A 25874-nucleotide genomic window follows, 5' to 3' on the forward strand; every position below is an offset into this window, starting at 1 on the left:
AGGTGGGCACAACCCACCTGCACCCGGCAACGGCGAGTACCTCGACGGTGGCGGGCCGGGGGTCCAGGGGGCCGGCCCCCTGGTTTCGGGAAGGGGCGGGGTAGGGGAGCGAGACGCCCGGGCCCGAGCCGCCGCTCACGCGTCGCCCTCCAGATCGCCCTCGAGCTGGAGGTACGTCTCGCGGAGACGGTCAAGCGTCGCAGACTCCGGCTCCGCCCAAAGCCCCCGCTCCGCCGCCTCCAACAGCCGCTCGCTGATCCCGCGCAGCGCCCAGGGGTTGGACTTCTCCATGAACTCCCGGTTCTCCGGGGAGAAGACGTACTCGCTCGCCAGCCGTTCGTACATCCAGTCGTCCACGACACCCGCCGTCGCGTCGTACCCGAACAGATAATCAACCGTCGCGGCCATCTCGAACGCACCCTTGTAGCCGTGCCGCCGCATCGCCGCCATCCACCTCGGGTTGACGACCCGCGCGCGGAAGACCCGGTGCGTTTCCTCACCCAGGGTCCGGGTCTTGACCTGGTCGGTCATGGCGCTGTCGCCGACGTACGCCTCCGGGGAGACGCCCGCCAGATGGCGCACCATGGCGACCATGCCGCCGTGGTACTGGAAGTAGTCATCCGCGTCGACCAGATCGTGCTCACGAGTGTCGACGTTCTTCGCCGCGACCTGGATCCGCCTGAACGCCTGCTCCATGTCACCGCGCGCCGCCCGCCCGTCGAGCCCGCGCCCGTACGCGTAGCCGCCCCACACCGCGTACACCTCGGCGAGGTCCGCGTCGCTGCGCCAGTTGCGTGCGTCGATGAGAGGCAGCAGCCCCGCGCCGTAAGCGCCCGGTTTGGAGCCGAAGATACGAGCCGTCGCCCTTCGCCGGTCGCCGTGGTGGGCGGTGTCCTCGTCGGCGTGGGCGCGTACGAAGTTCTGGTCGGCCGGCTCGTCGAGCTCGGCGACGGCACGTACGGCGTCGTCGATCAAGGCCACTACATGGGGGAAGGCGTCCCGGAAGAACCCGGAAATCCGCACGGTCACGTCAATACGCGGACGGCCCAACTCCTCGAGCCCCACCACCTCGAAGCCGGTCACCCGCCGGGACGCGTCGTCCCACACGGGCCGGCAGCCGAGCAGGGCAAGGATCTCGGCGATGTCGTCGCCCTGCGTACGCATGCAGGACGTGCCCCAGACCGTCAGGCCCACGGACTTCGGGTACGCGCCGGTGTCGGCCAGGTGCCGGGCCAGCAGCGAGTCGGCGAGGGCCGTGCCGACGTCCCAGGCCAGCCGCGACGGAATGGCCTTGGGGTCGACGGAGTAGAAATTGCGGCCGGTCGGGAGGACGTTGACCAGGCCGCGCGTGGGCGAGCCGGACGGGCCGGCCGGGACGTAGCCGCCGCGCAGGGCGCGCAGGATGTTGTCGATCTCATCCGTCGTACGGGCCAGGCGGGGCACGACCTCCTCCGCCGCGAACTCCAGCACCCTTACGGCGTCCGGCACTTCGTGCCCGAGGACCTCCGCCACGACGCTCTTGGCCGCGCCGGTCGCCCAGCCGTCGGCCTCCATGGCCTCCGCCAGCCGCCGGGCCAGCGTCTCCAGCAGGTCCACGGCGTCGGAGGCCGTACGGGAAGGCCCTTCCGCCAGCGCGGTCAACGAGGCCGGCACCTCCACCCGGGCGCCCGGCTCGGCCAGCAGCGACTTCTCCTCCAGGCCGAACCACGCCGCCAGCGCCGCCCGCAGACCCGGCAGGGCGCCGCCGACGCCGCCCCACACCTGGGACGAACGCAGCACCGCCAGCACCAGGTTGACCTGGGCCTCGCCGACCGGGCCGCCGCCGAGGATGTGGAGGCCGTCCCGGATCTGGACGTCCTTGATCTCGCAGAGCCAGCCGTCGACGTGCATGACGAACTCGTCGAAGTCGTCGTCGTCCGGCTGGTCGTCCACATGCAGGTCGTGGTGGAGCTCTGCGGCCCGCACCAGCGTCCAGATCTGGCTGCGTACGGCCGGGGCCTTCGTCGGATCGAGGTCGCTGACCATCGCGTACTCGTCCAGCAGCTGTTCCAGCTTCGCCAGGTCGCCGTACGAGTCGGCCCGCGCCATCGGCGGCACCAGGTGGTCCACGACCGTGGCGTGGCCGCGACGCTTGGCCTGGGTGCCCTCGCCCGGGTCGTTGACAATGAAGGGGTAGACCAGCGGCAGTGCGCCCATCACCGCGTCGGGCGCGCAACCGGCCGACAGGCCGAGGCCCTTGCCCGGCAGCCACTCCATGGTGCCGTGCTTGCCCATGTGCACGATCGCGTCGGCGCCGAACGAGAGCTCCAGCCACCGGTAGGCCGCCATGTAGTGGTGCGACGGCGGCATATCGGGGTCGTGGTAGATCGCGATCGGGTTCTCGCCGAACCCGCGCGGCGGCTGGATCATGATGACGATGTTGCCGAACTGCAGCGACGCCAGCACGATGTCCTCGCCGTCCACGTAGAGCGTGCCCGGCGGCTCTCCCCAGTGCCGCAGCATGCCCTCGCGCAGTTGGTCGTCCAGCCCCGCGAACCACCGCTGGTAGTCGGCGAGCGGCACCCGAGCGGGGGCGGAGGCCAACTGCTCCTCCGTCAGCCACTCCACGTCATGGCCACCGGCAGCGATAAGTCGATGAATCAGCTCATCCCCATGGTCCGGGTAGCCGTCAACGCCGTATCCCGCTCCCCGTAGCGCGTCCAGTAGTCGCACCGCCGACGCGGGCGTGTCCAGGCCGACCGCGTTGCCGACCCGCGAGTGCTTGGTGGGGTAGGCGGTGAAGACCACGGCCAGCCGCTTCTCCGCGTTCGGCTTGTGCTTGAGCGCGGCGTGCCGCACCGCGATCCCGGCCACCCGCGCCGCCCGCTCGGGATCGGCCACGTACACCGGCACGTCGCCCTCGCCCTGCTCCTTGAAGGAGAAGGGTACGGTGATCAGCCGTCCGTCGAACTCCGGGATCGCCACCTGCATCGCCGCGTCCATCGGCGACAGCGCCGCGTCCGACGCGTCCCACGCCGCCCGTGACGACGTCAGACACAGCCCCTGCAGCACCGGCACGTCCAGCTCCGCCAGCGCCCCGATGTCCCACGCCTCGTCGTCCCCGCCGGCGCTCGCGTCGCTCGCCCGGGTCCCGCCGGCCGCCAGCACCGTCGCGACGATCGCGTCCGCCCGCTGCAGGAGCTCGTACAGCCCGGCGTCCGCGCCGCGCAGCGAACCGCAGTACACCGGCAGCGCGTTGGCGCCCTTCGCCTCGATCGCCTCACACAGCGTGTCGACAAAGCCCGTGTTCCCCGACAGCTCGTGCGCCCGGTAGAAGAGCACGCCGACCGTCGGGCGGCCCTTCTCGTACGCGTACGAGCCGTGCGTCCCGTAGTCCGGCATCGGGGCCGGCGGCTCGAAGCCCTCGCCCGTCAGCAGGACCGTGTCCGACAGGAACCGCGCCAGCTCCCGCAGGTTCCCCGGCCCGCCCTCGACCAGATAGCGCAGCGCCTCCGCCACCACGCCCGCCGGCACCGACGACTCCGCCATCAACTCCGCGTCCGGCACCGCCTCACCGCTCAGCAGCACCGTCGGAATCCCGGCGGCCCGCAGCGCGCCCAGCCCGTCCTCCCAGGCCCGCTTGCCGCCCAGGAGCCGTACGACGGCGATGTCGGCGCCCGCCAGCAGCGCGGGCAGGTCCGCCGCCGCGTCCACCCGCGTCGGGTTGCCGATCCGGTACGGCGCGCCGGACGCCCGCGCGGCCAGCAGATCGGTGTCGGCGGTGGACAGCAGAAGTACGGTGCTCACGGTGCCCCCGGGGCTACGAACGGGAGGCCGGCGGGTGCGCCGTCCTCGATGAGCCGCATCAGCGCGGCGGTGTCTGCGTGCTCCTCGATCAGATCGCCGAGGCGGTCCAACTGCTCCTCGCGCAGCGCGGCGAACGCCGTGTCCGGCGCCGGTACGAACCGCCGCCCGGCGGCTTCCGCGACCCGGCGCAGAAAGGCGCGCCGGAAGCCGTCGCTCTCCAGTGAACCGTGCCAGTGCGTACCCCACACGGCGCCGGCCCGGCAGCCGTCCAGGAAGGCCTCGTCGCCGCCCTCGCGCAGCTCGGCGACCCCGTGGTGGATCTCGTAACCCTCCACCGGCTCCCCGTACGCCTTGCCGACCGGCCGCGCCAGCGTCTTCTCCGCCGCGAACCGGACCCGCACCGGCAGCAGCCCGAGCCCCTTCACGGTCCCGGCCCGCGACTCGACCTTGTCCTCGATCGACTCGCCCAGCACCTGGAACCCGCCGCAGATCCCCAGCACCGGCCGCCCCTCCGCCGCCCGCCGCTTGATGGCGTCGGCCAGCCCGTGCTCCCGCAGCCACGCCAGGGCTCTGACGGTGCCGCGCGTGCCGGGCACCACCACCAGGTCGGCGTCCGCCAGTTCCTCGGGTCGGTCGGCAAAGCGCACGACCACACCCGGCTCGGCCGCCAGCGCGTCCACATCCGTGAAGTTCGACATCAGCGGCACGGCGGCGACGGCCACGCGCAGCACGTCCTCCCCGTACGGCGGCCCGGCCGCCCTGCGCTCCCGGGCGATCTCCAGCCCGTCCTCCTGGTCGATCCCCAGCCCGTGCCGGTGCGGCAACACCCCGTAGAACGGCCGCCCGGTCAGCCCGCGCATCATCTCCAGCCCCGGCTCCAGCAGCGACACATCGCCCCGGAACTTGTTCACGATGTACCCGGCCACCAGGGCTTGGTCCTCCGCGCTCAGCAGCGCCGTCGTCCCGAAGAACGACGCGAACACCCCGCCCCTGTCGATATCCCCGACCACCACCACCGGCAACCGTGCCGCCCGCGCCAGCCCCATGTTCACGATGTCCCCACGCCGCAGATTGATCTCCGCCGGGCTCCCCGCCCCCTCGCAGATCACCGCGTCATACTGCCCACGCAATTCCTCCAAGCACCCCACGACAGTGTCCAGCAATTGCGCCCGGCTCCCGTCGTGATACCCCCGCGCACTCATCTCGCCCACCGGCCTCCCCAGCACCACCACCTGGCTCGTCCGATCCCCGCCCGGCTTCAACAGCACCGGATTCATCAACGCCGTCGGCTCGATCCGCGCCGCCTGCGCCTGCATCGCCTGGGCCCGGCCGATCTCCGCGCCCTCGCGCGTCACGTACGAATTCAGCGACATGTTCTGCGCCTTGAACGGCGCAACGCGCACGCCCTGCCGGACGAGCCACCGGCAGATGCCCGCTGTCACTACGCTCTTCCCGGCATCGGACGTGGTCCCGGCCACCAACAGCGCCCCGCCGCTCATGATTCAGCCCGTCCGGCGTTTGAGGACCTGGGGGCACTCCCCCAGCCTTCGGCCGGTGGGGACACTCCCCCAGCCTTCGGCCGGTGGGGGCACCCCCGGCGAAGCCAGGGGGAGGACCCCCACCCAAACGAAGGTTTGGGGGAGAGCCCGGTTTCGGTAAGGGGCGGGGTGGTGGGGGCGCCTCCCAGAAGGTCTGGGGGAGACAGAACTGCCCACGCCAGCCGACCCCCGACCGCAACGGCCAGCGCCAGCAAACTCACCCGCCCCGAAAGCCGAACCGCCCGCTCGATATCCGCGACCTCCACCGCCCGGTTGCCACCCCCGAGAACCGGCCGGTGCTCAACCCGCCCCCCGTAAGCCAGCGTCCCGCCCAGCCGCACACCCAGCGCCCCCGCGAACGAAGCCTCAACCGGCCCCGCATTAGGACTGGGATGGGCCGCCCCATCCATCCGCCACACCCGCCACGCCCCGCGCGGATCCGCCCCCGCCAGCACCACAAGGACCGCCGTCAGCCGCGAACCGGGCCACCCCACAACGTCGTCGAGCCGCGCCGACGCCCAACCGAAGCGGCGCAGCCGGGCCGACCGGTGCCCGACCATCGCGTCGAGCGTGTTGACGGCCCGGAAGCCGACGAGCCCCGGTACGCCACCCACCGCACCCCACACGAGCGCGCCGACCACCGCGTCCGAGGTGTTCTCGGCGACGGACTCGACGACGGCCCGCGCGATCTGCTGCCCGTCCAGGGCCTGCGGGTCGCGTCCGCACAGGTTCGGCAGCCGTTCCCGCGCTGCCGCCAGATCACCGGCCTCAAGCGCGGCCCCCACCGCCCGAGCCTCGCGCCCCAGCGAAGTCCCGCCGAGCGCGGCCCAGGTGGCTGCGGCCGTCAGCCCCACGGACGCGGCAGCGGAAGAACGTACGACCCGGGAGGCCACCGCGGCGCCGGCCACCGCTCCGCCCACGCACAGGGCCGTGTAGAGCGCACCCCGGCCCCGGTGGTCACGCCACAGGCGCCGTTCGAGAGATCCCGCGATGCGACCGAAGGCGGCGACGGGATGACCGCGCCGGGGGTCGCCGAATGCGCGGTCGGCGACAAAGCCGAGCACAGCGCCGTACGTGTGGGCACGCGGCATCTGCAGATGTCCTCACTCAGGGTCCGCGCCCTGGTTCGACGTGACCGGCGGTGAGAGTCTCCTGGCTCCCGGATCGGCACACCTCCGGCCTTCCAGCCCGACGTACGAGCCGTGACCACGTGCGGAGGTGCACTCCCCGGTGACAGTGGCGGGACCGCGCCGGATTCTCACCGGACTTCCTCTCCTGCCGCCGCTTGGCCCCGGAAGTCCACCACGCGCCGCGAATGCCCGTCAACTCACCCTTGACCTGCATCGGGAGATGTGTGAAGACACACACGAGTACGCACACGAGCACAAACGTGAGCGGGGCACGGACTTGGTCCGTGCCCCGCTCCGGCGTACGCGACGGCCCGTCAGGCCGCGATCAGGCGGCGGTCAGGCGACGATGATGTAAATCCCGTACGCCACCGCGGCCGCGCACACCGCGAACGCGGCGTACGCGCCTGTGCGGGCGGCCACCGCGCCTTCCTTGGAGAGGCCGACGATGCCGAGCGTGAAGACGCCGACGAGGCCGACAGTGACGGCGAGGCTGACGCCGAGGACGGAGCCGAGAGCTGCCCAATCGATGTTCATGGGGTGGGGTTCCTTTTCCGGGTGTCCGGGGCCGTCAGGCCGTGGCCTGCGCGGGGTCGGTGGGGGAGACCGGGGCCACCGGGGTGCCGGCCGGGGCCGGGATGGTCGCGGTCAGACCGTCCGCGGGCAGGGAGCCGGCCGGCGGCGGGGTGACGGCGGCGATCGCGGTGGTCACCACACCGGTCTCGTCCACCGCCCCGTCGTTGACGTTGGTGTGGTCGACCGGCTTGCGGCGCGACGCGACCCAGATCGTGGCGCATCCGGCGGCCGCGAGGAGAGCCACCACGGCGACGCCCCAGGTGCCCTGGTCGGCCAGCAGCGCGGCGCCCGCCGCGACGAGGCCGGCGGCCGGCAGGGTCAGCGCCCAGGCGGCGAGCATCCGGCCCGCGGTGCTCCACCGCACGACGCCGCCCTTGCGGCCGAGCCCGGCACCCATGACGGAGCCGGAGACCACATGCGTCGTCGACAGCGAGAAACCGATGTGGGACGAGGCGAGGATCACGGTCGCGGCGCCGGTCTGGGCGGCGAAGCCCTGCGGTGGCTGGATGTCGGTGATGCCCTTGCCCATGGTGCGGATGATCCGCCAGCCACCGATGAAGGTGCCGAGCGCGATGGCCATGCCGGACGAGATGATGACCCACAGCGGCGGGTTGGCGTCCGGGGCGATGACCTTGCCCGTGACCAGGGCGAGGGTGATGACGCCCATGGTCTTCTGCGCGTCGTTGGTGCCGTGCGCGAGCGAGACCAGACCTGCCGAGGCGATCTGGCCGGCGCGGTAGCCCTTGGCCGTGGCCTTCGGGTCGGCGTCGCGGCCGATCCGGTACGTGAGGCGGGTCGCCAGCAGTGAGGCGATGCCCGCGACGATCGGCGCGGCGATGGCGGGGATCAGCACCTTCTCGGCAACCGCCTCACCGTTGACCCCTGCCAGGCCGACGGAGGCGACGGTGGCGCCGATGAGGCCGCCCATCAGTGCGTGGGAGGAACTGGAGGGCAGCCCGGCGTACCAGGTGACCAGGTTCCAGAGGATCGCGCCGACCAGACCGGCGAAGATCACTTCAGGATGGACGCCCGCACTCTCGTCGATGATGCCCTTGGAGATGGTCAGGGCGACCTGGACGGAGATGAAGGCACCGACAAGATTCAGCGCGGCGGACATCGCCACCGCCGTCTTGGGCTTGAGTGCGCCAGTGGAGATGGTGGTGGCCATCGCATTGGCGGTGTCGTGGAAACCGTTCGTGAAGTCGAACACGAGAGCGGTGATGATCACGATTCCGATCAGGAGCGTGACGTGTTCCATTTACCCAGGCAATCGTTTGATCCGACAGTGGCGGTGGCGACCGTACGGACCCTGAATGAACGGAAGGTGAACGAAGGGCGGCCGCTCGGTGCCGCATGAAACGCGTCCGAAATATTCGCCTGAAGGACACGCCTTGTTCGCCTTGAGAGGGCATCATGCGCCCCCTCAGAGCTCCCGCCCAGAGCCGCCACGCCACCGAATCGGTCCCCTCAGTGGCGCCCCGCCACCCGGTCCGCGAGCTGCGCCACCCGGTCCGTCTCCGCGCTGCGTCCGGTCAGCTCACGGCGGTCCGCGCCGCGATAGGCCGCGTACATCCCGTGCACCCCGGCCCAGCGCAGCGGCTCAGGCTCCCACTTGCGCACCTTGTGCCCAACCCACGGCAGCGCGGTGAGCGCCGTGCCGTGGGCCTGGCCGGAGTCCAGCTGCACGAGGTCGCGCAAGGTGCGCGCCGCGAGGTTCGCCGTGGCGACACCGCTGCCGACATAGCCGCCGGCCCAGCCGAGCCCGGTGGAGCGGTCCAACTCGACGCTCGCACACCAGTCGCGCGGCACGCCGAGGACGCCGGACCACGCGTGGTCGATCGCCACGCCCGCCGTGGCCGGGAAGAAGCGGACCAGGATCTCGCGCAGCGCCTCGATGGTCGCCGCCTGCGTACGCCCGTCGTTGTCCGTACGCGAGCCGAAGCGGTACGGAACGCCCCGGCCGCCCAGCGCGATCCGGCCGTCGGCAGTGCGCTGCGCGTACATGTAGGCGTGCGCCATGTCGCCGAGGGTCTCGCGGCCCTCCCAGCCGATGGTCTTCCAGATGTGCTCCGGCAGCGGCTCGGTCGCGATCATCGAGGAGTTCATCGGCAGCCAGGTCCGCTTCTGACCCTTGACGGAGGCGGTGAACCCCTCGGTGCAGCGCAGCACATAGGGCGCCCGCACCGTGCCGTAGGCGGTGACCGCGTGCTTCGGGCGGATCTCGGTCACCCGGGTCGACTCGTGGATCGCCACGCCCAGCGCCTCCACCGCCCGGGCGAGCCCCTGGAGCAACTTCACCGGGTGGATGCGCGCGCCGTGCGGGGTCCAGGTGCCGCCGGCCGTCCCGGCGACCCGGATCCGCTCGGCGGACTCGGCCGCGCCGAGTAGCAGCCGGTCCTTCTCGCCGAAGGCGACCTCGGCCTCGTGGAAGGCCTTCAGCCGGGCCAGCTGGGCGGGGGAGTAGGCCACCTCCAGCACGCCGCCCTGGTGGATGTCGGCCTCGATGCCCTCCTCGGCGGCGACCCGCACCACTTCGCTCACCGTGTCGTTCATGGCCCGCTGGAGGGCGACGGCGGCCTCATGGCCGTGCAGGCGGGCGTAGCGGTCCCGGCCGGCGATGCCGTTGTAGAGCCAGCCGCCGTTGCGCCCCGAGGCGCCGTAGCCGCAGAACTTCTGCTCCAGGACGACGATGCGCAGGAACGGCACGGCCTTCTTCAGGTAGTACGCGGTCCACAGGCCGGTGTAGCCGCCGCCGACGATGCACACGTCCGCGGTCGTGTCGCCGGGCAGCGGCTCGCGCGGTGCCGGAATGCCCTCCTGTGCGTACCAGAAGGAGATTCCGCCGTTGACGGTGGTCATGGATGCCTCTGTATTCGTATGGCTTATCGGCGCGGAAGGATTTGGCGGGACGTTACTGCGCCCCGGGAGCGCGCGGCAACGAGCAACCTGTCAGGATCAGGGCTCGGAGGTGGGGCGAATGTCGGAGCGCGAAGGCCGGGACGGTCTGGAGCAGCCGTGGATGCAACTGGTGGCCACGGCCCGCCGCATGGTCGACGACGGACTGGTGGTCGGCACGTCGGGCAACGTCTCCGCCCGGGTCGGCCACCTCATCCTGGTGACCCCGAGCGGCATCCCGTACGACCGCATCGGCCTCCAGGACATCGTCGCCGTCGATCTCGACGGCAAGCAGGTCGTCGGCGAGCTGCGGCCCAGCAGTGAACTGCCCATGCACCTGGCCGTCTACCTCCGCACCGACGCCCGGGCCGTCGTCCACACCCACGCCGTGCACGCCACCGCCGTCTCCACCCTGCTCTACGAGCTGCCCGCCATCCACTACATGGCGGCCGCCCTCGGCGGCAAGATCCGCGTCGCCGACTACGCCACGTACGGCAGCGAAGAGCTCGCCGCCAACGTCCTCCACGCCCTCCGCGAGCGCACCGGCTGCCTGATCCGCAACCACGGCACCATCGTCTACGGCGACGACCTCGATCAGGCGTACGAGCGCACCGCCCAGCTCGAATGGATGTGCCAGGTCTGGCTCGCCGCCCGTTCCGTGGACGGCTTCTCCCCCTCGCTGCTCTCCAAGCGCGAACTGGCCCGCGTAGCGGAAAAACTCCGCGACTACGGCCCGCACAACTAGCTGCTCCTGTCTCAGCCCGTCCGGCGTTTGAGGACGCCCACTGGCCGTCGCGCCGCACGGCGCCGACACTGGTACGGATGCGCCTCCGAACCGCGGCAGCCCTGACCGCCATGACAATCCTGGGCGCCGGCACCGCCGCCGTCGCGGCCGGCCGGTACGCCTCGAGCTTCGCCCTGAAGCCCTCCCGCGACGGTGCCGAACCCGAGCCGCCGCTCACCGTGCACGCCGCCGATGACACCCACGTCACCCTGACCCGCACCCTCGCCTCCGCCCGGCCCGGCGTCTACGGGCTGACCGGCGACGGCGTCCACGCCCAGGTCGGGGAGATCACCTCCACGGCGCCCGACTCCGTGACCCGCCGCCTGCGCCACGTCCAGCGCGGCGCCCTCAAGCCGGGTGCGGCGGTGCGTCTCACCCCGCAGGTCTACGCCGGCGACCCGCGCGAGGCGCTCGGCCTGGACTTCAGCGAGGTCCAGGTCCGCGGCGAACTGGGCCTGCTGCCCGCGTGGTTCATCCCCGGCGCCCGCGACGTCTGGGTCATCACCGCCCACGGCCTCGGCACCACCCGCGAGCACTCGCTCGTCGTCGTGCCCGCCCTGCACCGCTGCCGCATCCCCGTTCTGGACATCACCTACCGCAACGACCCCGGCGCGCCCCGCTCCCCGGACGGCATCGCCCACCTCGGCGACACCGAATGGCGCGACCTCGACGCGGCCATGCGCTACGCCGTCCGGCACGGAGCCCAGCGCTTCGTGCTCTACGGCTGGTCCATCGGCGCCACCATGGCGCTGCGTGCCGCCGACCACTCCCCGCTGCACAACCGGGTCAGCGGCCTGGTCCTCGACTCGCCCGTCCTGGACTGGCGGTCCACGGTCCGCGAGGCCGCCGCCAACCACGGGGTCCCCGCCCCGCTGCTCCCGCTCGGCGTACGCGCCGCCGAAGGCCGCACCGGCCTGCACGCGGCCCGTATCACCGACTCGGCCGACCCGGCGCGCCTTCGCGTCCCCACCCTGATCGTCCACGGCCCGGACGACACCCTCGCCCCTTGGGGGCCCTCCCGGCACCTCGCCGAATCCCGACCCGACCTCGTCTCCCTCCAAGCCGTCGCGGACGCGCCGCACGCCGCCATGTGGAACCGCGACCCGGAGAGCTACGAGGAAGCACTGCGCCGTTTCCTGACGCCATTGGTCTGACCTCGCCCGGCGGCCCGGCGCGGGTGCAAAATATCACCATCACGACAAATCACCCATGGTCAACCGCTCGGCGGAGGCGCTCGTTTGGGAATCCGGGTACTCACCCGCAAGACTGCTCCCGTGACGTCCCGTATCCCGCGAGACACTCCGCTCCGCCTCGTCCCCCGCAGGCCGATGGCAGCCGCGCCCCGCGCCGCCGCAGCGCGCCGCTCACGTCCGCCCAGACCACCGGAGGGGACCCCGCCGCTGTCCGAACTCGCCCGCCGGGCCAGAAACGAGCTCGTCGATGCCGTACGCCTGGCCCGCTGGGCGGACGCCGCGACCGGCATGGCGACCGGCACCGCCCGCCCGGGGGCCGGCGGGATACTGCGGGACGCCGACGTCCAACGGGCCTCGGCCGCGCTGCGGCTGACGGACCGGCAGGTGCGGGCGGCATGGGACCGGGCACGCCTCGCCGGGCTGATCGAGCTGCACAAGGGCTCCGCCCGCCCGGGCTGGCGGCTGCGCGCCTGGGACCGGGACGACACGGCCGTGCTGCGCGGCTGGGTCGCCCTCTTCGACGCGTGGTCGCTCGCGCACCCCGCCGATGAGCACCCCGCGTGCGAGGGCGCCGACCCCTCGCTGGTCGCGGAGGTCGTCGAGGCCGCCCCTCAGCTGCTCTCCCTCCTGCATCTGTCCTCCGGGCCCGTGGCGGTCGCCGTGCTGCTCGACCTGCTGCGGCAGCGCGTGGCCGAGCTGCGCGAGGAACGCCATGAGCCCCCCGCCGACGGCAGCAGCGGCAGCCGGGACGAGCTGCCGCAGCTCCTGGACTGGACCCTGGACGCCCTCGCCCGCGTGGGCTCCCTGCATCCGCGCGGCCCCGGGAGCGCGGAAGAGGTGACGATCACCGCGCTCGGCAGCTGGGCGGTATGGGTCAAGCTGGAGCAGATCTGCGTGGCTGCCCAGGGCCCCGCCGGGAACATCGAGCAGTCCGCCGAGGAGATGCTCAAGGCCTGCGTCGGCCTTTCCCCCCGGCCGGCCCGCGCAGAGCACCAGGCGTGGCTCGCCGCCCGCCCGGTCGCCCAGGCGGTCGCCGAACTGCTCGACGTCGCCCGCGGCGACGACGCCCTGCTGCGCGGCCTCGCCTTCGAGGTGCTCCGCTCCGTGGGCGCCCCCGCCGAGCCCGCCGTGCGCGCCGTCACGGACGAGCCCTCGCTGCGCCCCTACGCGCTGATGTGGATCGCCGAGCAGGAAGGCGGCGACCCCGACGCCGCCGCCGAACTCCTCACCCGCGAAGAGGCCACCTGGCTCTGGGTGGACACCGCCGCCGCCGTCGCCGAGCACGGCGAGAGCCATCTGCTGGTCAGCCACCTGGAGGCCGCCCTGCAGGGCTCGGTGCCCCGCCTCCTGGCGGAGCTGACCGCCATAGGGCACCCCCGCACCGTCCAGGTGCTGGTCGCGCTCGCCTCCGCCCACCCGGACCCGGCCCTGGCCAAGGCGATGCGCCGCGCCGCCTTCCAGGTGCACACAGGAGCCGAGTGACTCAGGCTGCGGTCAGCCCGCTGTCGGCGGTATCTGCGGCAGATACGTCCCGAAGCTCCAGAGGTTGCCCTCGGGGTCGCGGGCCGTGTAGTCCCGAGATCCGTAGACCTGGTCGGTCAGCGGCATGACGACCTCGGCGCCTGCTGCCACCGCCCGCGCCTGGTGGGCGTCGGTGACAGTCCTGGGTGCCGCGCGGCGCGTTCTTCTGGAAGAAGCCCTCCGCGTCCACCCCGTCCGGGAAGCGCTTGAAGGAGGCCGGGCGTCCGCGGACGCGGGGCAGCAGGGCCGGGGCGACCGGCTCCCGGTAATCCAGCACCTCGCCCTTGGTGAAGCCGGTGGCCGGGTACAGCACCTTCTCGGTGTTTGTCCGCGTTACGTCGTCCATAGAGTGCGGGTGACCGAAAAACCGCTTGGCAATCCGGTGGCCCCCGCCCGGTAGACTGGTCGCATGGCAGTTCTCCTCGCGCATTAGACGGCACCGCACGACCTCGACCGTCCGCACTGCCGTCCGCCACGCCCTGGAGTCTTTCCCGTGATCACTGCCACCGGTCTTGAGCTGCGCGCCGGAGCCCGCGTCCTCATCGAGTCCGCTTCCTTCCGTATCGCCCGCGGCGACCGCATCGGCCTTGTCGGCCGCAATGGCGCCGGCAAGACCACCCTCACCAAGGTCCTGGCCGGCGAGGGCCAGCCCGCGGCCGGCACCGTCACCTGCTCCGGCGAGGTGGGCTACCTCCCGCAGGACCCGCGCACCGGCGACCTCGACGTGCTCGCCCGCGACCGCATCCTGTCCGCCCGCGGGCTGGACGAGGTGCTGCGCAAGATGCGCGAGAACGAGCAGCGGATGGCCACCGGCCAGGGCGCCACCCGCGAAAAGGCGATGAAGAAGTACGAGCGCCTGGAGACCGAGTTCCTCACCAAGGGCGGTTACGCCGCCGAGGCCGAGGCCGCCACCATCTCCGCCGCCCTCGGCCTGCCCGACCGCGTACTCGGCCAGCCGCTGCATACCCTCTCCGGCGGTCAGCGCCGCCGGGTCGAGTTGGCGCGGATCCTGTTCTCGGACGCGGACACGCTGCTGCTCGACGAGCCGACCAACCACCTCGACGCCGACTCGATCAGCTGGCTGCGGGACTTCCTGAAGACCTATCGCGGCGGCTTCGTCGTGATCTCCCACGACATCAACCTGGTCGAGACGGTCGTCAACAAGGTCTTCTACCTGGACGCCAACCGCTCCCACATCGACATCTACAACATGACCTGGAAGAAGTACCTCCAGCAGCGCGAGGACGACGAGAAGCGCCGCAAGCGCGAGCGTCAGAACGCCGAGAAGAAGGCCGCCACCCTCAACTCGCAGGCCGACAAGATGCGCGCCAAGGCCACCAAGACCGTCGCCGCGCAGAACATGGCCCGTCGCGCCGAGAAGCTGCTCGCCGGCCTGGACGAGGTACGGCAGTCCGACAAGGTCGCCAAGCTGCGCTTCCCCGACCCGGCGCCGTGCGGCAAGACGCCGCTGATGGCCACGGGTCTGTCCAAGTCGTACGGATCGCTGGAGATCTTCACGGACGTCGACCTGGCGATCGACCGGGGCTCGCGGGTCGTCATCCTCGGCCTCAACGGCGCCGGCAAGACCACCCTGCTGCGGCTCCTCGCAGGCGTCGAGAAGCCCGACACCGGGCAGGTAGAGCCCGGCCACGGCCTCAAGCTCGGCTACTACGCGCAGGAGCACGAGACCCTCGACCCGGACCGCACCGTCCTGGAGAACATGCGCTCGGCCGCGCCCGACATGGACCTGGTCGCGATCCGCAAGACGCTGGGCTCGTTCCTCTTCTCGGGTGACGATGTCGACAAGCCCGCCGGGGTGCTCTCCGGCGGCGAGAAGACCCGCCTCGCCCTGGCCACGCTCGTGGTCTCCAGCGCCAACGTGCTGCTGCTCGACGAGCCCACCAACAACCTCGACCCGGCCAGCCGCGAGGAGATCCTCGGCGCGCTGCACACCTTCACCGGCGCTGTGGTGCTCGTCACCCACGACGAGGGCGCGGTGCACGCGCTGCAGCCCGAGCGGATCATCCTGCTGCCCGACGGCGTCGAGGACCTCTGGGGCGAGGACTACGCGGACCTCGTCTCGCTGGCCTGACGTCCTCGGTCGGATCAACCGTATGGATCATTCGGCCTACGGGTGATCCTTCATCTGTGTGAGATGAGCTCATACCCCGGCGTGGTGATCCGTCCCATGGCGACTCTCTGTGTCGATCAGCCGTGTCACGTGGGGAAACTCCTTACCGACCATGGTGACCTGCCCTTTCTTCACGACACTCGCTCCGGGGCCGGGAATGCGGGGCCCCGGGCGCCTGTCGGGGCGGAAATGTTGTCGCACGGACCTTGCCGAATGGGTGGCCAGGAAGCGCCCAAGGGGTGATCATGAGAGTCCGAAGCGCACTTCCCTGGAGGAGGCACGGGTGGCCGAGACTCTGAAGAAGGGCAGCCGGGTAACCGGAGCCGCGCGCGAAAAGCTCGCGGCAGACCTGAAGAAGAAGTACGACGGCGGTGCGAGCATCCGGGCACTGGCCGAAGAGACCGGCCGTTCCTACGGCTTCGTTCACCGGATGCTCAGCGAGTCCGGCGTGTCCCTGCGTGGGCGCGGCGGAGCGACACGGGGCAAGAAGGTCCCCGCGTCCTGACGGACGTCGGCACCTCTCGTGGTTGCGGTTCGCGGTTTTCCGGTATCCGTTGCGGTGCCACCCGGTCGCATTGATGACCGACCGGGTGGTTACTCTTCGGTAATCGAATCCGCGGTTCGCTCGGAGGTGCCCGATGTCCGACCCCACTGTGCTGCTCGACCGTGACGGCATACGGCTCACGGCGGAGGAACCCCTCCACCTCGCCACTGTCACGCTGAGCAACCCGGGCAAGCGGAATGTCCAGTCGCCCGCTCTGTGGCGGGCGTTGGCCGAGGCCGGCCGGCTGCTGCCGGGCAGTGTCAGGGTGGTCGTACTGCGCGCGGAAGGCGTGTCCTTCTCCGCAGGGCTCGACCGCCAGGCGTTCACCCCCGAAGGCTTTGACGGCGAACCGTCCTTCATCGACCTCGCACGCGCTTCCGAGGCCGAACTCGACGCCACCATCGCCTCCTACCAGGAGGCCTTCACCTGGTGGCGGCGCAATGACATCGTCTCCATCGCCGCCGTCCAGGGTCATGCCATCGGGGCGGGCTTCCAGCTGGCCCTCGCCTGCGACCTGCGGGTCGTCGCGGACGACGTGCAGTTCGCCATGCGCGAGACCAGCCTCGGGCTCGTCCCCGACCTCACCGGCACCAAGCCGCTGCTCGACCTCGTCGGCTACTCCCGCGCGCTCGAGATCTGCGCCACCGGCCGCTTTGTCAAGGCCGACGACGCCCTGAGCATGGGCCTCGCCAACATCGTCGTGCCCGCGGCCGGGCTCGACGCCGCCGTCAAGGACCTCGCCGGCGTGCTCCTCGCCGCCCCCCGCGACGCCGTCATCGAGACCAAGGCGCTGCTGCGGGACGGCTCCGGCCGTACGTACGACGACCAGCGCGGCGCCGAGCGCGCCGCGCAGGGCCGCCGCCTGCGGGACCACGCGGGAGTGGACGGTTCTTGATGGGCCGGGGCCGCCGGGTTAGAGGCCGCGCGAATAGGTGGGGCGGTGTCGCGTGCCGATGGCTCTCGCCTGGCGGCGTTGTCGTCGGTCGACGACGTCCCCCAGCCTGGCGGCTGGGTGGGGGTCCTCCCCCCGGACGGAGTCTGGGGGGGAGTGCCCCCACCGCCTTGCCAGACTCGGCCCTCGACACGCTCCTTCCCCCGCCCCACCTATTTGCGCGGCCTCTTACTCCACTTACTCCACGTCGGTGATCAGCACCGATTGCGGCGCCGCCATCTCCCTGACCGCCCGGGCGACGTCCAACGCTCGGTGACCGGCCGCCACCACGATCTGGAAGTACGCCTCAGAACCCGCCCCGCCCAGTCGCGAGGTGACTCCGGCCAGGCCGGGGACCGGCCCCGGACCGGGGTCGGTCGACACGGGCCCGCGCTCCGGCGGGGGCGGGGCCTCGTCCAGGAGCCCGGTGACCGTCAGGTCGACGGCGGTCACCTCCAGGCCGAGCCGGTCGTGCGCGGCGTCCCAAAGCGCGCGCCGCAGGGCGTCGGAGGTGACCGGCAGCGGACGGTCGGGGGTGGCCTCGAAGTCGGCGGCCACGTGGCCGTCCTGGCCGATGCGCAGGGTTGTGATTCGTACGGAGCCCAACGCGGCGGCCGCCGAACGCAGCACCTCCGCTGCCGCCTGCTCGGTGATCCAGGCCGTGTCGGCGGGCCCGCCGAGCGGCAGGATGCGGCCGATGGCGACCTGGTCGCGTACGGCTTGAGCCAAACGGTCCGACGTCATCGCAGGTATCACCTCCGGGACCTAGTGTGGGGCATGGACCAGCCCGCACCGGAGAGGGGACGACTCGCGATGAGCGACACCGCGCTGGAGGGCGCCGGCAACGGCAAGACCCTGGAGCAGGGCACCAGTCCGGGCGTGGGCCCGGGCGTGTCGGGACGGCGGGCACCCCTCGGCGATCCGGCCACCCGGGGTCGGACCACCATCTCCGACGGCGTCGTGGAGAAGATCGCCGGGCTCGCCGCGCGGGACGTCCTGGGCGTGCACGCCCTCGGCACCGGCTTCTCCCGCACCTTCGGCGCTGTACGCGACCGGGTCCCCGGCGGGAAGACGCAGACGCCCGGCGTCAGGGCGGAGGTCGGCGAAGTGCAGACCGCGCTCGACCTGGCCATCGTGGTGGACTACGGCGTGGCGATCGTCGAAGTCGCCCGCGTGGTGCGGGAGAACGTGATCGCGGCGGTCGAGCGGATGACCGGCCTCGAGGTCGTCGAGGTCAACATCGCGGTCGGCGATGTGAAGCTGCCCGACGACTACGATGACGAGCAGACCGAGCAGAGGGTCCAGTGAGGTGCCGTTGATGAGCAATGCCGTGGTGGGCCTGATCGCGGGAATGGCGCTCGGCTTCGCCGGATACTTCGGCGGGTTCGCCGCCTTCCTGCTGGTCGCAGCGCTCGGCGCCATCGGCTTCGTCGCAGGACGGCTGCTCGACGGCGACATGGAGCTGGGCGACTTCTTTCGCGGCCGCGACCGGCGCCGGTGACCGTGAGAGGGCACCGGTGACCACCGCCGCCGCCGACCGAGGCTCACTGCGCATCGCGGACCGCGTCATCGCCAAGATCGCCGCCCGCGCGGCCCGTGACGCCCTGTCCGACGCGCCCCAGGCCCAGCACGTGCCCCCCGGCACCGAACCCAACGCCTCCGTCGCGATGCGCCGCGGGCAGGCCCACGTCCGGCTGTCGGTCGAACTCGGCTACCCCAATGACATCGTTGCCGTGGCCCGCACCGTACGCCGCCATGTCGCCGACCGCGTCGAGGCGTTGACCGGCATCACGGTCCCCGAGGTCGCCGTGGAGGTGGAGCGGCTGCACTCGCCGGCCACGCACCGCGCGGAAGAAGGGAGGGTCAGATGAGCGCCCCGACCGAGACCCCGCCCACCACCGCGACAGCCGCGCCCCGCGCCCGGCGCTTCTGGTCCGCCCGCAGGATCCCGGCCGCCCTGACGGCGCTGGTCGTACTCGGCACGGCAGGGCTGCTGCTCTACGACGTCACGGCCGTACGCGCCCACCGGCCCGGGATGACCTGGCGCAGGACGCTCGCCCACGAACTGGCGAGCCGCCCGCTGAACGACGTCTGGGTCGTCACGGGCGCCGCGGTCGCCGCCGCCATCGGCCTCTGGCTCCTGCTGCTGGCCGCCACGCCGGGGCTGCGGGCCGTGCTTCCCATGCGCCGCGACACCACCCCCATCCGGGCCGGGCTCGACCGCCACGCCGCCGAACTCGCCCTGCGCGACCGCGCGATGGAGGTCCCCGGCGTCCGGTCGGCGCGGGTCTCGGTCGGCCGGCGGCGGGCCAGGGTGCGCGCCGAAGTGAACCACCGGGACACCGACTCCGTGCGCGCGGACCTCGACGCCGCGCTCGCCGACGGGCTGGCGCGGCTGTCCCTGGCCCGCCCGCCGGCGCTGGCGCTGTCGGTCCGCCGCACGGCAGGGGGGTGAGGGCGGGATGCGGAGCACCGTCAACCGGCTGATGCTCGGGCTGACCGGGCTGGTGCTGCTCGCGGTCGGCCTGGCCGTGCTGGCGGGCGGCCTCGGCCACTGGCCGTACGGCAGCGCGCATGACGTCCTGCTCAGCGCCACCGCCCGCCGCCGCTACCGGGGCGAGCACTGGTGGTGGCCCACGGCGATCGGGGTCCTCGGCATCGTCGTCCTCGTGGCGCTGTGGTGGCTGCTGGCGCAGTTCCGCGACCGCCGGATCCGCCAGATCCAGGTGGAAGGCCGCGACAGCGGCGACGGCCAGGGCGTGATGCTGCGCGGCCGGGCCCTGGAGCACATCGTCGCCGCCGAGGCCGAGAGCCTCCCCGGCGTCGCCCACGCCCAGGCGGCCCTCACCACGCTGCTCGATGCCCCCACCGTCCGGCTGCTCCTCGCCCTCGCCCCGCACGCCGACCCCGGCGCCCTGCTCACCGAGCTCGACACTTACGTATTGGAGCGCGCCCGCACCTCGGCCGCCCTGCCCGCACTCCCGGCGGAGGCACGGCTGCGGGCCGTCAGCCACCGGGCCTCGCGGGTCAGCTGACGCCCTGCCGGGCGCCGTCGAAGCCGGACAGCGTCAATGCCGTGTTGACCAGGCCGATGTGGCTGAACGCCTGCGGGAAGTTGCCGAGCTGGCGGCCCTCGACCGCGTCCCACTCCTCCGCGAGCAGCCCGACGTCGTTGCGCAGCGCCAGTAGCTTCTCGAACAGCACCCGGGCCTCGTCCTCCCGGCCGGTCCTGTGCAGGGCGTCCGCCAGCCAGAACGAGCAGGCGAGGAAGGACCCTTCACCGCCGGGCAGGCCGTCGACGCTGCTCTCCTCCAGCGTGTACCGGCGTACGAACCCGCCGTGGTCCAGCTCGCGCCGGACCGCCTCGACCGTGCCGATGACCCGTGGGTCGGTCGCCGGAAGAAAGCCGACCTGCGGGATCAGCAGCGTCGCGGCGTCCAGCTCCCGCGAGCCGTAGAACTGCGTGAAGGTGTTGCGCACCGGGTCGAATCCCTTGCGCAGCACCTCGCGGTGCACCTCGTCGCGCATCGCCCGCCACCGGGCCGGGCTGCCCTTGAGCTGGGGCCGGCTCTCCAGCGTGCGCGCGGCGCGGTCGGCGGCGACCCAGGCCATGACCTTGGAGTGCACGAAGTGCTGCCGGTCGCCGCGCACCTCCCACAAGCCCTCGTCGGGCTCGCGCCACTTGCCCTCAAGGAAGTTCATCATGGCGCGCTGGACCGCCCAGGTGTGCTGCTCCGTGGGCATCCCGGCGGCGTGACCGAGGAAGAGGGAGTCCATGACCTCCCCGTACACGTCGAGCTGAAGCTGGTCGACCGCCGCATTGCCGACCCGGATCGGCAGCGAGGCCTCGTAGCCGTCGAGCCACGGGATCTCGGTCTCCGCCAGCCTCCGTTCGCCCTCTATGCCGTACATGATCTGCAGGTCGGCGGGGTCTCCGGCGACCGCGCGCAGCAGCCAGTCCCGCCATTCGGCGGCCTCGGTCATGAAACCGCTGGTCACCAGCGCGTTGAGGGTCAGCGTCGAGTCGCGCAGCCAGCAGTAGCGGTAGTCCCAGTTGCGTACGCCCCGGATCTCCTCGGGGAGGGAGGTGGTCGCGGCGGCGACGATGCCTCCGCTGGGCGCGTACGTGAGTGCCTTGAGGGTGATCAGCGAGCGCAGCACCGCGTCCCGCCACGGGCCGTCGTAGCGGCACTGGGAGGCCCACTTCTCCCAGTCCTGGAGGCTCTGCTCCAGGCTCTTGTACGGATCGACCAGCTGCGGTCGCTTCTCGTGCGAGGGGTGCCAGGTGAGGACGAAGGCGACCCGCTCGCCCGCGGAGACCGCGAACTCGGCGTAGGTGCAGAAGTCCTTGCCGTAGGTATGGACCTCCGGCTCGCTGCGCAGCCACGCGGAGTCAGGCCCGGCGATAGCGACCCGGTGGCCGTCGACCCGCCGCACCCAGGGGACGATGTTGCCGTAGTCGAAGCGCAGCCGCAGCTCACCCTTCATCTCCACGCGGCCCGACACGCCCTCGACGATGCGGATGACGTCCGGGGCGCGATCGCGCTGTGGCATCAGGTCGATGATCTTGACGGTGCCGGAGCCGGTCTCCCAGACCGACTCCAGGACCAGGGTGTCTCCGATGTACGAGCGCCGGGCGCAGTTTCCGGGCCCATGGGCCGGGGCGATCCGCCAGTGGCCGTTCTCCTGGTCGCCGAGCAGAGCGGCGAAGCAGGCGGCGGAGTCGAACCGGGGCAGGCACAGCCAGTCGATGGAGCCGTCCCTGCCGACCAGCGCGGCGGTCTGCAGATCGCCGATGAGCGCGTAGTCCTCGATGAGTCCTGGCACCGTGCCCGCCTCTCTCAGGATCTACGGATCGGTGGTCCCGTCTCTGTAGGGTGCCCCTGCGGGCTAGGGGGACGCGACTCCGGCGGTTGCCGGGTCCGGCTCCAGGGCCCGGCCCTCGGTCGTCGCCTTCGCCGCGAGGCGTTCCCTGCGCTCGCGGCGGACCAGGATGACCCAGCCGACCGGGACCATGGCGGTGAACAGCCACCACTGGATGGCGTAGCCCATGTTGAGCGCGGAACTGATGTCGGCGGGCTCGGCAATCAGCTCGGGCTGCTTGCCGGTCGGCTTGGGGGACGTGGTGGCCAGCTCGACGTAGCCGCCGACCAGGGTCTCGGGCACCTGGTTGGTGACCAGGGTGCTGTTGATCAGCGAGATCTGGCGGGCGGGCAGGCCGGCACGGTTGCGGATACCTGTCTCGGCCGTGGTCTCGTCCGGGCGCAGCCGCCCGGTGAGGGTGACCTCGCCGGTGGGCGCCTCGGGGACCTTCGGAAACGTGGTGAGGTCGTTCCCGGCGGCGATCCAGCCCCGGTTGACCAGCACGGCCTTGCCGTCGGCCAGCACCAGCGGCGTGATGACGTGGTAGCCGATGCTGCTGCCGTCAGCTGCCGTGCGCTGCCGGGCGACCAGCTCGTGAGCGGTGTCGTAATGCCCTTGCAGGAGGACCGTGCGGTACGTGTCCGCGGACGGCACGGTCCGCGCCGGCCCGGTCAGCGACTCGACCGGCACGGCCTTGGCGGCCATATTCCGGTGGATGAGCTGGTTGGTCGCGTCTTTACGGTCGTGCCGGTGCAGCTGCCAGAAGCCCAGCCGGTACATGGTGGGCATGACGAGCAGGGCGACCAGCGTGAGGATCACCCACTGCCGGGACAACAGGAAGCGGTACACGGCATCGACGTTACATCCGCTGTCCCGGCGCCCTACCGGAGGGGGCCCGCTCGGGCCGTGGCTCAGGCCGGCAGCGAGCCCACCCGGTCGACGATGCCGGCCGCGCCCTCCGCCTTGGCGCAGTGACCGCCGCAGTACCAGCGGCCGTCGACCTCGACGCCGTGACCGACGATCCGCACCATGCAGTGCTCGCAGATGGGGGCCATCCGGTGGATGGCGCATTCGAAGCTGTCGAACACGTGCACCGCCCCCTGGGCGTGCACCTCGAAGCTCATGACGTAGTCGTTTCCGCACACTTCACATCGGGCCATGGGGCCCAGACTGCGGCGCGGCGCCGGACCCGGCAACCGGAAGCCGGGTGCGTCGCGGCGGCACCACCCGATCGGAGGGTCAGCCGTGGACATCCGGCGCGGGAGCCACTGCCTTCAGCAGCTCGACGAAGCGCCGTTCGTCGATGACCCGCGTCCCGAACTCACCGGCCTTGGCGACCTTGGTGCTGGGGGAGTCCGGGTCGTTGGTGACCAGCAGGCTGGTGAGCCGGCTCACCGACGACGCCACATGCAGCCCGGCGTCGGTGGCCCGGTCCTCCAGCAGCTCCCGGTCGATCGCCGTGTCACCCGAGAAGGCGACCCGCATGCCCTGCACCAGCGGCCCGTCCGCCGCCATCCGCCCCGGATTGGGGTACGGGCACGCAGGCCGCTTGCGGGACGGCCGCCAGCTCATCGGCCGGTACGTCGAGCGGTAGCCGGCCGAGCCGCTGGAACGGCCGGACATGCCGCCGTCGACCCATTCGGTCAGCGGCCGGCAGGCGTGCAGCGGCAGCCGCATCCCGGCGGCCGCCGCCAGATGCAGGCTGGGCCGGAAGGACTCGGCCAGCACGCGGGCGTCGTCCAGCGCGTGGTGGGCGCGCTGCTGTGCGACGCCGTAGTGCGCGGCCAGCGACTCCAGCTTGTGGTTGGCCAGCGGCAGCCGCAGCTCCTTGGACAGCACGATGGTGCACAGCCGGTGCTCCACGGGCGCAGCCGAGTTGGCGCGGGAGTACTCGCGGGCCAGCATCGACCAGTCGAAGACCGCGTTGTGCGCGACCAGGACCCGGCCGTCGAGACGCTCGGCCAGCTCGGCGGCGATCTCCGGGAAGAGGGGGGCGTCGGCGAGCATCCGGCTAGTGAGGCCGTGGATCCACACGGGTCCCGGGTCGCGCTGCGGGTTGACGGGGGAGTACCAGTGGTCCTGCACGTCGCCCCGGGCGTCCAGCCGGTAGACGGCCGCCGACACTATCCGGTCGTCGCGGCCCAGCCCGGTGGTCTCGACATCCACGACGGCGTATCCGTCGGGGTAGGCCTCTGGCCACGGCTGCTGCGGAATCAGGGACGCGTGCATGGTGGAACACAATACGGGTCGCCACTGACAGTGGCCGAACCCCCGTAAGCCGTACGCTCTGCGGGTGAGCGACGAGACACCCACGCACGACGAGGCCCACAACGGCGACATCGGCGCGCGGCTCAACTGGCTGCGGGCGGCCGTGCTGGGCGCCAACGACGGCGTGGTCTCGACGGCCGGCCTCGTGGTCGGCGTCGCCGGGGCCACCAATTCGCGCAGCGCCCTGCTCACGGCGGGCCTTGCGGGACTGCTGGCCGGGTCGCTGTCCATGGCGGCCGGCGAGTACGTGTCGGTGAGCACCCAGCGCGATTCGGAGAAGGCCGCCCTGGCGAAGGAAGCGCGGGAGCTGCGCACCGAGCCGCAGGCCGAACTCGCCGAGCTGGCCGGGCTGTTGGAGGAGCAGGGGCTCACCCCCGAACTGGCCCGGGAAGTGGCCCAGCAGTACACCGCCCGGGACGCCCTGCGCGCTCACGCCAGCATCGAGCTGGGCATCGACCCCGACGAGCTCACCAACCCCTGGCACGCCGCCGGGGCGAGCTTCCTGGCCTTCACCGTCGGCGCCCTGCTGCCGCTCCTCGCCATCGTGCTGCCGCCCACGGCCCTCCGCCTGCCGATCACTGTCGGCTCGGTCCTCGTGGCCCTCGTCCTGACCGGCTGGGGCAGCGCCCGCCTCGGCGCGGCCCCGGTCCGCCCGGCGATCCTGCGCAACGTGGCCGGCGGCGCGCTGGCGATGGCGGTGACGTACGGGGTGGGGTCGCTACTGGGGGCGGCCGGGGTGTGAGCGTCGCTGACACCACGTCTTACATACTTCTCGGTAACAACATCTAGCCGTGGCCGCCGTGCGCCTTTACGGTGCACGCATGCCGAACCTGCCCGATGTCGTGGTGTGGTCCATACCTGCCTTCGTTCTGCTCACCGTCGTCGAGATCGTGAGCTACCGCCTCCACCCCGACGAGGACTCCGCCGGGTACGCGGCGAAGGACGCCGCCACCAGCATCTCCATGGGGCTCGGCAGCCTCGTCTTCGACCTGGCCTGGAAGATCCCGATCGTCGCGATCTACACCGCCGTCTACGAGCTGACGCCGCTGCGCGTCCCCGTGCTGTGGTGGACGGTCCCGCTGATGCTCCTCGTGCAGGACTTCTTCTACTACTGGTCCCACCGCGGCCACCACGTCATCCGCATCCTGTGGGCCTGCCACGTGGTCCACCACTCCAGCCGGAAGTTCAACCTCTCAACCGCCCTGCGCCAGCCCTGGACCAGCCTCACCGTCTGGCCCTTCTACCTCCCCCTGATCGCCTGCGGCGTCCACCCGGCCGCCCTCGCCTTCTGCTCGTCGGCCAACCTCGTCTACCAGTTCTGGATCCACACCGAGCGCATCGACAAGCTGCCCCGGCCCTTCGAGTACATCCTCAACACCCCCTCCCATCACCGCGTCCACCACGCCTCCCAAGGCGGCTACCTCGACCGTAACTTCGGCGGCATCCTCATCCTCTGGGACCGCCTCTTCGGCTCCTTCACCCCCGAGACCGACCGCCCCGTCTACGGCCTCACCAAGAACATCTCCACTTACAACCCCCTCCGCGTCGCCACCCACGAATACGCCGCCATCGCCCGCGACCTCCGCGCCGCCCAAACCTGGCGCGAACGCGCCGGTCGCGTCTTCCGCGGCCCCGGCTGGGCGCCCCCGGCGCCCACGGCCCCAGAGCCCGTCGCTGAGCGTGCGGCGTGACCGCTGCTGCGGGTGACAGCGGCTCT

Annotated in this window: 24 protein-coding genes, 2 pseudogenes and 1 riboswitch; of the genes and pseudogenes, 13 read left to right on the forward strand and 13 right to left on the reverse strand. The window is 71.9% G+C overall.

From position 1 onward, the window contains the following. Positions 1 to 135: 135 nt before the first annotated feature. From cobN to EFK10_RS04075, 6 genes and pseudogenes are all read right to left on the reverse strand, one after another. The gene (gene cobN / locus EFK10_RS04050; RefSeq protein ID WP_127354398.1) at positions 136 to 3786 is read right to left on the reverse strand and encodes a cobaltochelatase subunit CobN; all 3651 of its coding nucleotides are present in this window, start codon (positions 3784 to 3786) and stop codon (positions 136 to 138) included. After that, positions 3783 to 5285, reverse strand: coding sequence for a cobyric acid synthase (locus tag EFK10_RS04055; RefSeq protein ID WP_127354399.1), 1503 nt, complete (start codon positions 5283 to 5285; stop codon positions 3783 to 3785). Before EFK10_RS04055 ends, cobN begins: the two co-directional genes overlap by 4 nt. A 215-nt stretch (positions 5286 to 5500) precedes the next feature. Continuing rightward, positions 5501 to 6415, reverse strand: a pseudogene (locus tag EFK10_RS04060) (cobalamin biosynthesis protein); the annotation flags it as partial. Positions 6416 to 6469: 54 nt separating this feature from the next. Further along, positions 6470 to 6597: riboswitch (cobalamin riboswitch) on the reverse strand. A gap of 193 nt (positions 6598 to 6790) precedes the next feature. Continuing rightward, a complete protein-coding gene (locus EFK10_RS04065) occupies positions 6791 to 6988 on the reverse strand; it encodes a hypothetical protein (RefSeq protein ID WP_127354400.1) in 198 nt (65 codons plus the stop codon). 34 nt (positions 6989 to 7022) lie between these two features. Beyond that, the gene (locus EFK10_RS04070) at positions 7023 to 8285 is read right to left on the reverse strand and encodes an inorganic phosphate transporter (RefSeq protein WP_127354401.1); all 1263 of its coding nucleotides are present in this window, start codon (positions 8283 to 8285) and stop codon (positions 7023 to 7025) included. 209 nt (positions 8286 to 8494) lie between these two features. Continuing rightward, positions 8495 to 9886, reverse strand: coding sequence for an NAD(P)/FAD-dependent oxidoreductase (locus EFK10_RS04075; protein ID WP_127354402.1), 1392 nt, complete (start codon positions 9884 to 9886; stop codon positions 8495 to 8497). Positions 9887 to 10004: 118 nt separating this feature from the next. Between EFK10_RS04075 and EFK10_RS04080 the strand changes: the two genes are divergently transcribed. The 3 genes from EFK10_RS04080 to EFK10_RS04090 all read left to right on the forward strand — a co-directional run bounded on the left by EFK10_RS04080 (position 10005) and on the right by EFK10_RS04090 (position 13381). Then, positions 10005 to 10667: a class II aldolase/adducin family protein gene (locus EFK10_RS04080; protein WP_127354403.1), complete on the forward strand. Its 663-nt coding sequence runs from the start codon at positions 10005 to 10007 to the stop codon at positions 10665 to 10667. A gap of 77 nt (positions 10668 to 10744) precedes the next feature. Next, positions 10745 to 11860 (forward strand): alpha/beta hydrolase, encoded by a 1116-nt coding sequence (locus EFK10_RS04085; RefSeq protein ID WP_127354404.1) that lies wholly within the window; start codon positions 10745 to 10747, stop codon positions 11858 to 11860. A gap of 120 nt (positions 11861 to 11980) precedes the next feature. After that, positions 11981 to 13381 carry a hypothetical protein gene (locus tag EFK10_RS04090; RefSeq protein WP_206305295.1) on the forward strand — a complete coding sequence of 467 codons (1401 nt, stop codon included), beginning with the start codon at positions 11981 to 11983 and terminating at the stop codon, positions 13379 to 13381. Positions 13382 to 13393: 12 nt separating this feature from the next. Here EFK10_RS04090 and EFK10_RS04095 read toward each other — a convergent pair whose 3' ends face one another. Further along, complete coding sequence (locus EFK10_RS04095) at positions 13394 to 13531, reverse strand: VOC family protein (protein ID WP_407646997.1); 138 nt, start codon at positions 13529 to 13531, stop codon at positions 13394 to 13396. Between the two features lie 28 nt (positions 13532 to 13559). Further along, positions 13560 to 13766 (reverse strand): annotated as a pseudogene (gene ligD / locus EFK10_RS49480) (non-homologous end-joining DNA ligase LigD); the annotation flags it as partial. 147 nt (positions 13767 to 13913) lie between these two features. Here ligD and EFK10_RS04100 point away from each other — a divergent pair. The 3 genes from EFK10_RS04100 (at position 13914) to EFK10_RS04110 (ending at position 16990) form a co-directional block, all read left to right on the forward strand. Beyond that, positions 13914 to 15512, forward strand: a complete 1599-nt coding sequence (locus tag EFK10_RS04100; RefSeq protein WP_127354405.1) for an ABC-F family ATP-binding cassette domain-containing protein — start codon at positions 13914 to 13916, stop codon at positions 15510 to 15512. A gap of 322 nt (positions 15513 to 15834) precedes the next feature. Beyond that, complete coding sequence (locus EFK10_RS04105) at positions 15835 to 16056, forward strand: helix-turn-helix domain-containing protein (RefSeq protein WP_206305296.1); 222 nt, start codon at positions 15835 to 15837, stop codon at positions 16054 to 16056. 133 nt (positions 16057 to 16189) lie between these two features. Then, entirely contained in the window at positions 16190 to 16990 is an 801-nt protein-coding gene (locus EFK10_RS04110; protein WP_127354407.1) for an enoyl-CoA hydratase/isomerase family protein, read from the forward strand. Positions 16991 to 17224: 234 nt separating this feature from the next. Here the strand turns inward: EFK10_RS04110 and EFK10_RS04115 are convergent, their stop codons facing one another. Then, a complete protein-coding gene (locus EFK10_RS04115; protein ID WP_127354408.1) occupies positions 17225 to 17770 on the reverse strand; it encodes a hypothetical protein in 546 nt (181 codons plus the stop codon). Positions 17771 to 17839: 69 nt separating this feature from the next. Between EFK10_RS04115 and EFK10_RS04120 the strand changes: the two genes are divergently transcribed. Genes EFK10_RS04120 through amaP form a run of 5 tightly spaced genes read left to right on the forward strand, consistent with a single transcriptional unit; the run spans position 17840 to position 20061 of the window. Beyond that, positions 17840 to 18334, forward strand: coding sequence for an Asp23/Gls24 family envelope stress response protein (locus EFK10_RS04120; RefSeq protein WP_127354409.1), 495 nt, complete (start codon positions 17840 to 17842; stop codon positions 18332 to 18334). 10 nt (positions 18335 to 18344) lie between these two features. Continuing rightward, positions 18345 to 18527: a hypothetical protein gene (locus EFK10_RS04125; RefSeq protein WP_127354410.1), complete on the forward strand. Its 183-nt coding sequence runs from the start codon at positions 18345 to 18347 to the stop codon at positions 18525 to 18527. Positions 18528 to 18543: 16 nt separating this feature from the next. Next, the gene (locus EFK10_RS04130) at positions 18544 to 18897 is read left to right on the forward strand and encodes an Asp23/Gls24 family envelope stress response protein (protein ID WP_127354411.1); all 354 of its coding nucleotides are present in this window, start codon (positions 18544 to 18546) and stop codon (positions 18895 to 18897) included. Further along, on the forward strand, positions 18894 to 19481 hold the full coding sequence (locus EFK10_RS04135) for a DUF6286 domain-containing protein (RefSeq protein ID WP_127354412.1): 588 nt from the start codon (positions 18894 to 18896) through the stop codon (positions 19479 to 19481). Before EFK10_RS04130 ends, EFK10_RS04135 begins: the two co-directional genes overlap by 4 nt. A gap of 7 nt (positions 19482 to 19488) precedes the next feature. Next, entirely contained in the window at positions 19489 to 20061 is a 573-nt protein-coding gene (amaP, locus tag EFK10_RS04140) for an alkaline shock response membrane anchor protein AmaP (protein ID WP_127354413.1), read from the forward strand. On the opposite strand, the gene EFK10_RS04145 is transcribed toward amaP, so the two are convergent. From EFK10_RS04145 to EFK10_RS04160, 4 genes are all read right to left on the reverse strand, one after another. Further along, a complete protein-coding gene (locus EFK10_RS04145) occupies positions 20054 to 21853 on the reverse strand; it encodes a glycoside hydrolase family 15 protein (RefSeq protein ID WP_127354414.1) in 1800 nt (599 codons plus the stop codon). The genes amaP and EFK10_RS04145 overlap by 8 nt on opposite strands. Positions 21854 to 21916: 63 nt before the next feature. Next, positions 21917 to 22738 (reverse strand): SURF1 family cytochrome oxidase biogenesis protein, encoded by an 822-nt coding sequence (locus tag EFK10_RS04150; RefSeq protein WP_127354415.1) that lies wholly within the window; start codon positions 22736 to 22738, stop codon positions 21917 to 21919. Between the two features lie 62 nt (positions 22739 to 22800). Next, entirely contained in the window at positions 22801 to 23049 is a 249-nt protein-coding gene (locus EFK10_RS04155) for a hypothetical protein (RefSeq protein WP_127354416.1), read from the reverse strand. 79 nt (positions 23050 to 23128) lie between these two features. Then, entirely contained in the window at positions 23129 to 24118 is a 990-nt protein-coding gene (locus EFK10_RS04160; RefSeq protein WP_127354417.1) for a DEDDh family exonuclease, read from the reverse strand. Between the two features lie 64 nt (positions 24119 to 24182). Between EFK10_RS04160 and EFK10_RS04165 the strand changes: the two genes are divergently transcribed. Together EFK10_RS04165 and EFK10_RS04170 are read left to right on the forward strand one after the other, a co-directional pair. After that, positions 24183 to 24899 carry a VIT1/CCC1 transporter family protein gene (locus EFK10_RS04165; RefSeq protein WP_127354418.1) on the forward strand — a complete coding sequence of 239 codons (717 nt, stop codon included), beginning with the start codon at positions 24183 to 24185 and terminating at the stop codon, positions 24897 to 24899. A gap of 79 nt (positions 24900 to 24978) precedes the next feature. Continuing rightward, positions 24979 to 25848: a sterol desaturase family protein gene (locus tag EFK10_RS04170; RefSeq protein ID WP_127354419.1), complete on the forward strand. Its 870-nt coding sequence runs from the start codon at positions 24979 to 24981 to the stop codon at positions 25846 to 25848. Positions 25849 to 25874: the final 26 nt, after the last annotated feature.

Source organism: Streptomyces soli (assembly GCF_003999195.1).
In the GTDB taxonomy this organism is placed as follows: domain Bacteria; phylum Actinomycetota; class Actinomycetes; order Streptomycetales; family Streptomycetaceae; genus Actinacidiphila; species Actinacidiphila soli.

Bases quoted from the DNA above. Each gene is read 5' to 3' on its own strand.
- EFK10_RS04055 (WP_127354399.1), bottom strand. From the start codon at position 5,285: ATGAGCGGCGGGGCGCTGTTGGTGGCCGGGACCACGTCCGATGCCGGG.
- EFK10_RS04065 (WP_127354400.1), bottom strand. From the start codon at position 6,988: ATGAACATCGATTGGGCAGCTCTCGGCTCCGTCCTCGGCGTCAGCCTC.
- EFK10_RS04070 (WP_127354401.1), bottom strand. From the start codon at position 8,285: ATGGAACACGTCACGCTCCTGATCGGAATCGTGATCATCACCGCTCTC.
- EFK10_RS04075 (WP_127354402.1), bottom strand. From the start codon at position 9,886: ATGACCACCGTCAACGGCGGAATCTCCTTCTGGTACGCACAGGAGGGC.
- EFK10_RS04080 (WP_127354403.1), top strand. From the start codon at position 10,005: ATGTCGGAGCGCGAAGGCCGGGACGGTCTGGAGCAGCCGTGGATGCAA.
- EFK10_RS04085 (WP_127354404.1), top strand. From the start codon at position 10,745: ATGCGCCTCCGAACCGCGGCAGCCCTGACCGCCATGACAATCCTGGGC.
- EFK10_RS04110 (WP_127354407.1), top strand. From the start codon at position 16,190: ATGTCCGACCCCACTGTGCTGCTCGACCGTGACGGCATACGGCTCACG.
- EFK10_RS04115 (WP_127354408.1), bottom strand. From the start codon at position 17,770: ATGACGTCGGACCGTTTGGCTCAAGCCGTACGCGACCAGGTCGCCATC.
- EFK10_RS04120 (WP_127354409.1), top strand. From the start codon at position 17,840: ATGAGCGACACCGCGCTGGAGGGCGCCGGCAACGGCAAGACCCTGGAG.
- EFK10_RS04125 (WP_127354410.1), top strand. From the start codon at position 18,345: ATGAGCAATGCCGTGGTGGGCCTGATCGCGGGAATGGCGCTCGGCTTC.
- EFK10_RS04135 (WP_127354412.1), top strand. From the start codon at position 18,894: ATGAGCGCCCCGACCGAGACCCCGCCCACCACCGCGACAGCCGCGCCC.
- amaP (WP_127354413.1), top strand. From the start codon at position 19,489: ATGCGGAGCACCGTCAACCGGCTGATGCTCGGGCTGACCGGGCTGGTG.
- EFK10_RS04155 (WP_127354416.1), bottom strand. From the start codon at position 23,049: ATGGCCCGATGTGAAGTGTGCGGAAACGACTACGTCATGAGCTTCGAG.
- EFK10_RS04160 (WP_127354417.1), bottom strand. From the start codon at position 24,118: ATGCACGCGTCCCTGATTCCGCAGCAGCCGTGGCCAGAGGCCTACCCC.
- EFK10_RS04170 (WP_127354419.1), top strand. From the start codon at position 24,979: ATGCCGAACCTGCCCGATGTCGTGGTGTGGTCCATACCTGCCTTCGTT.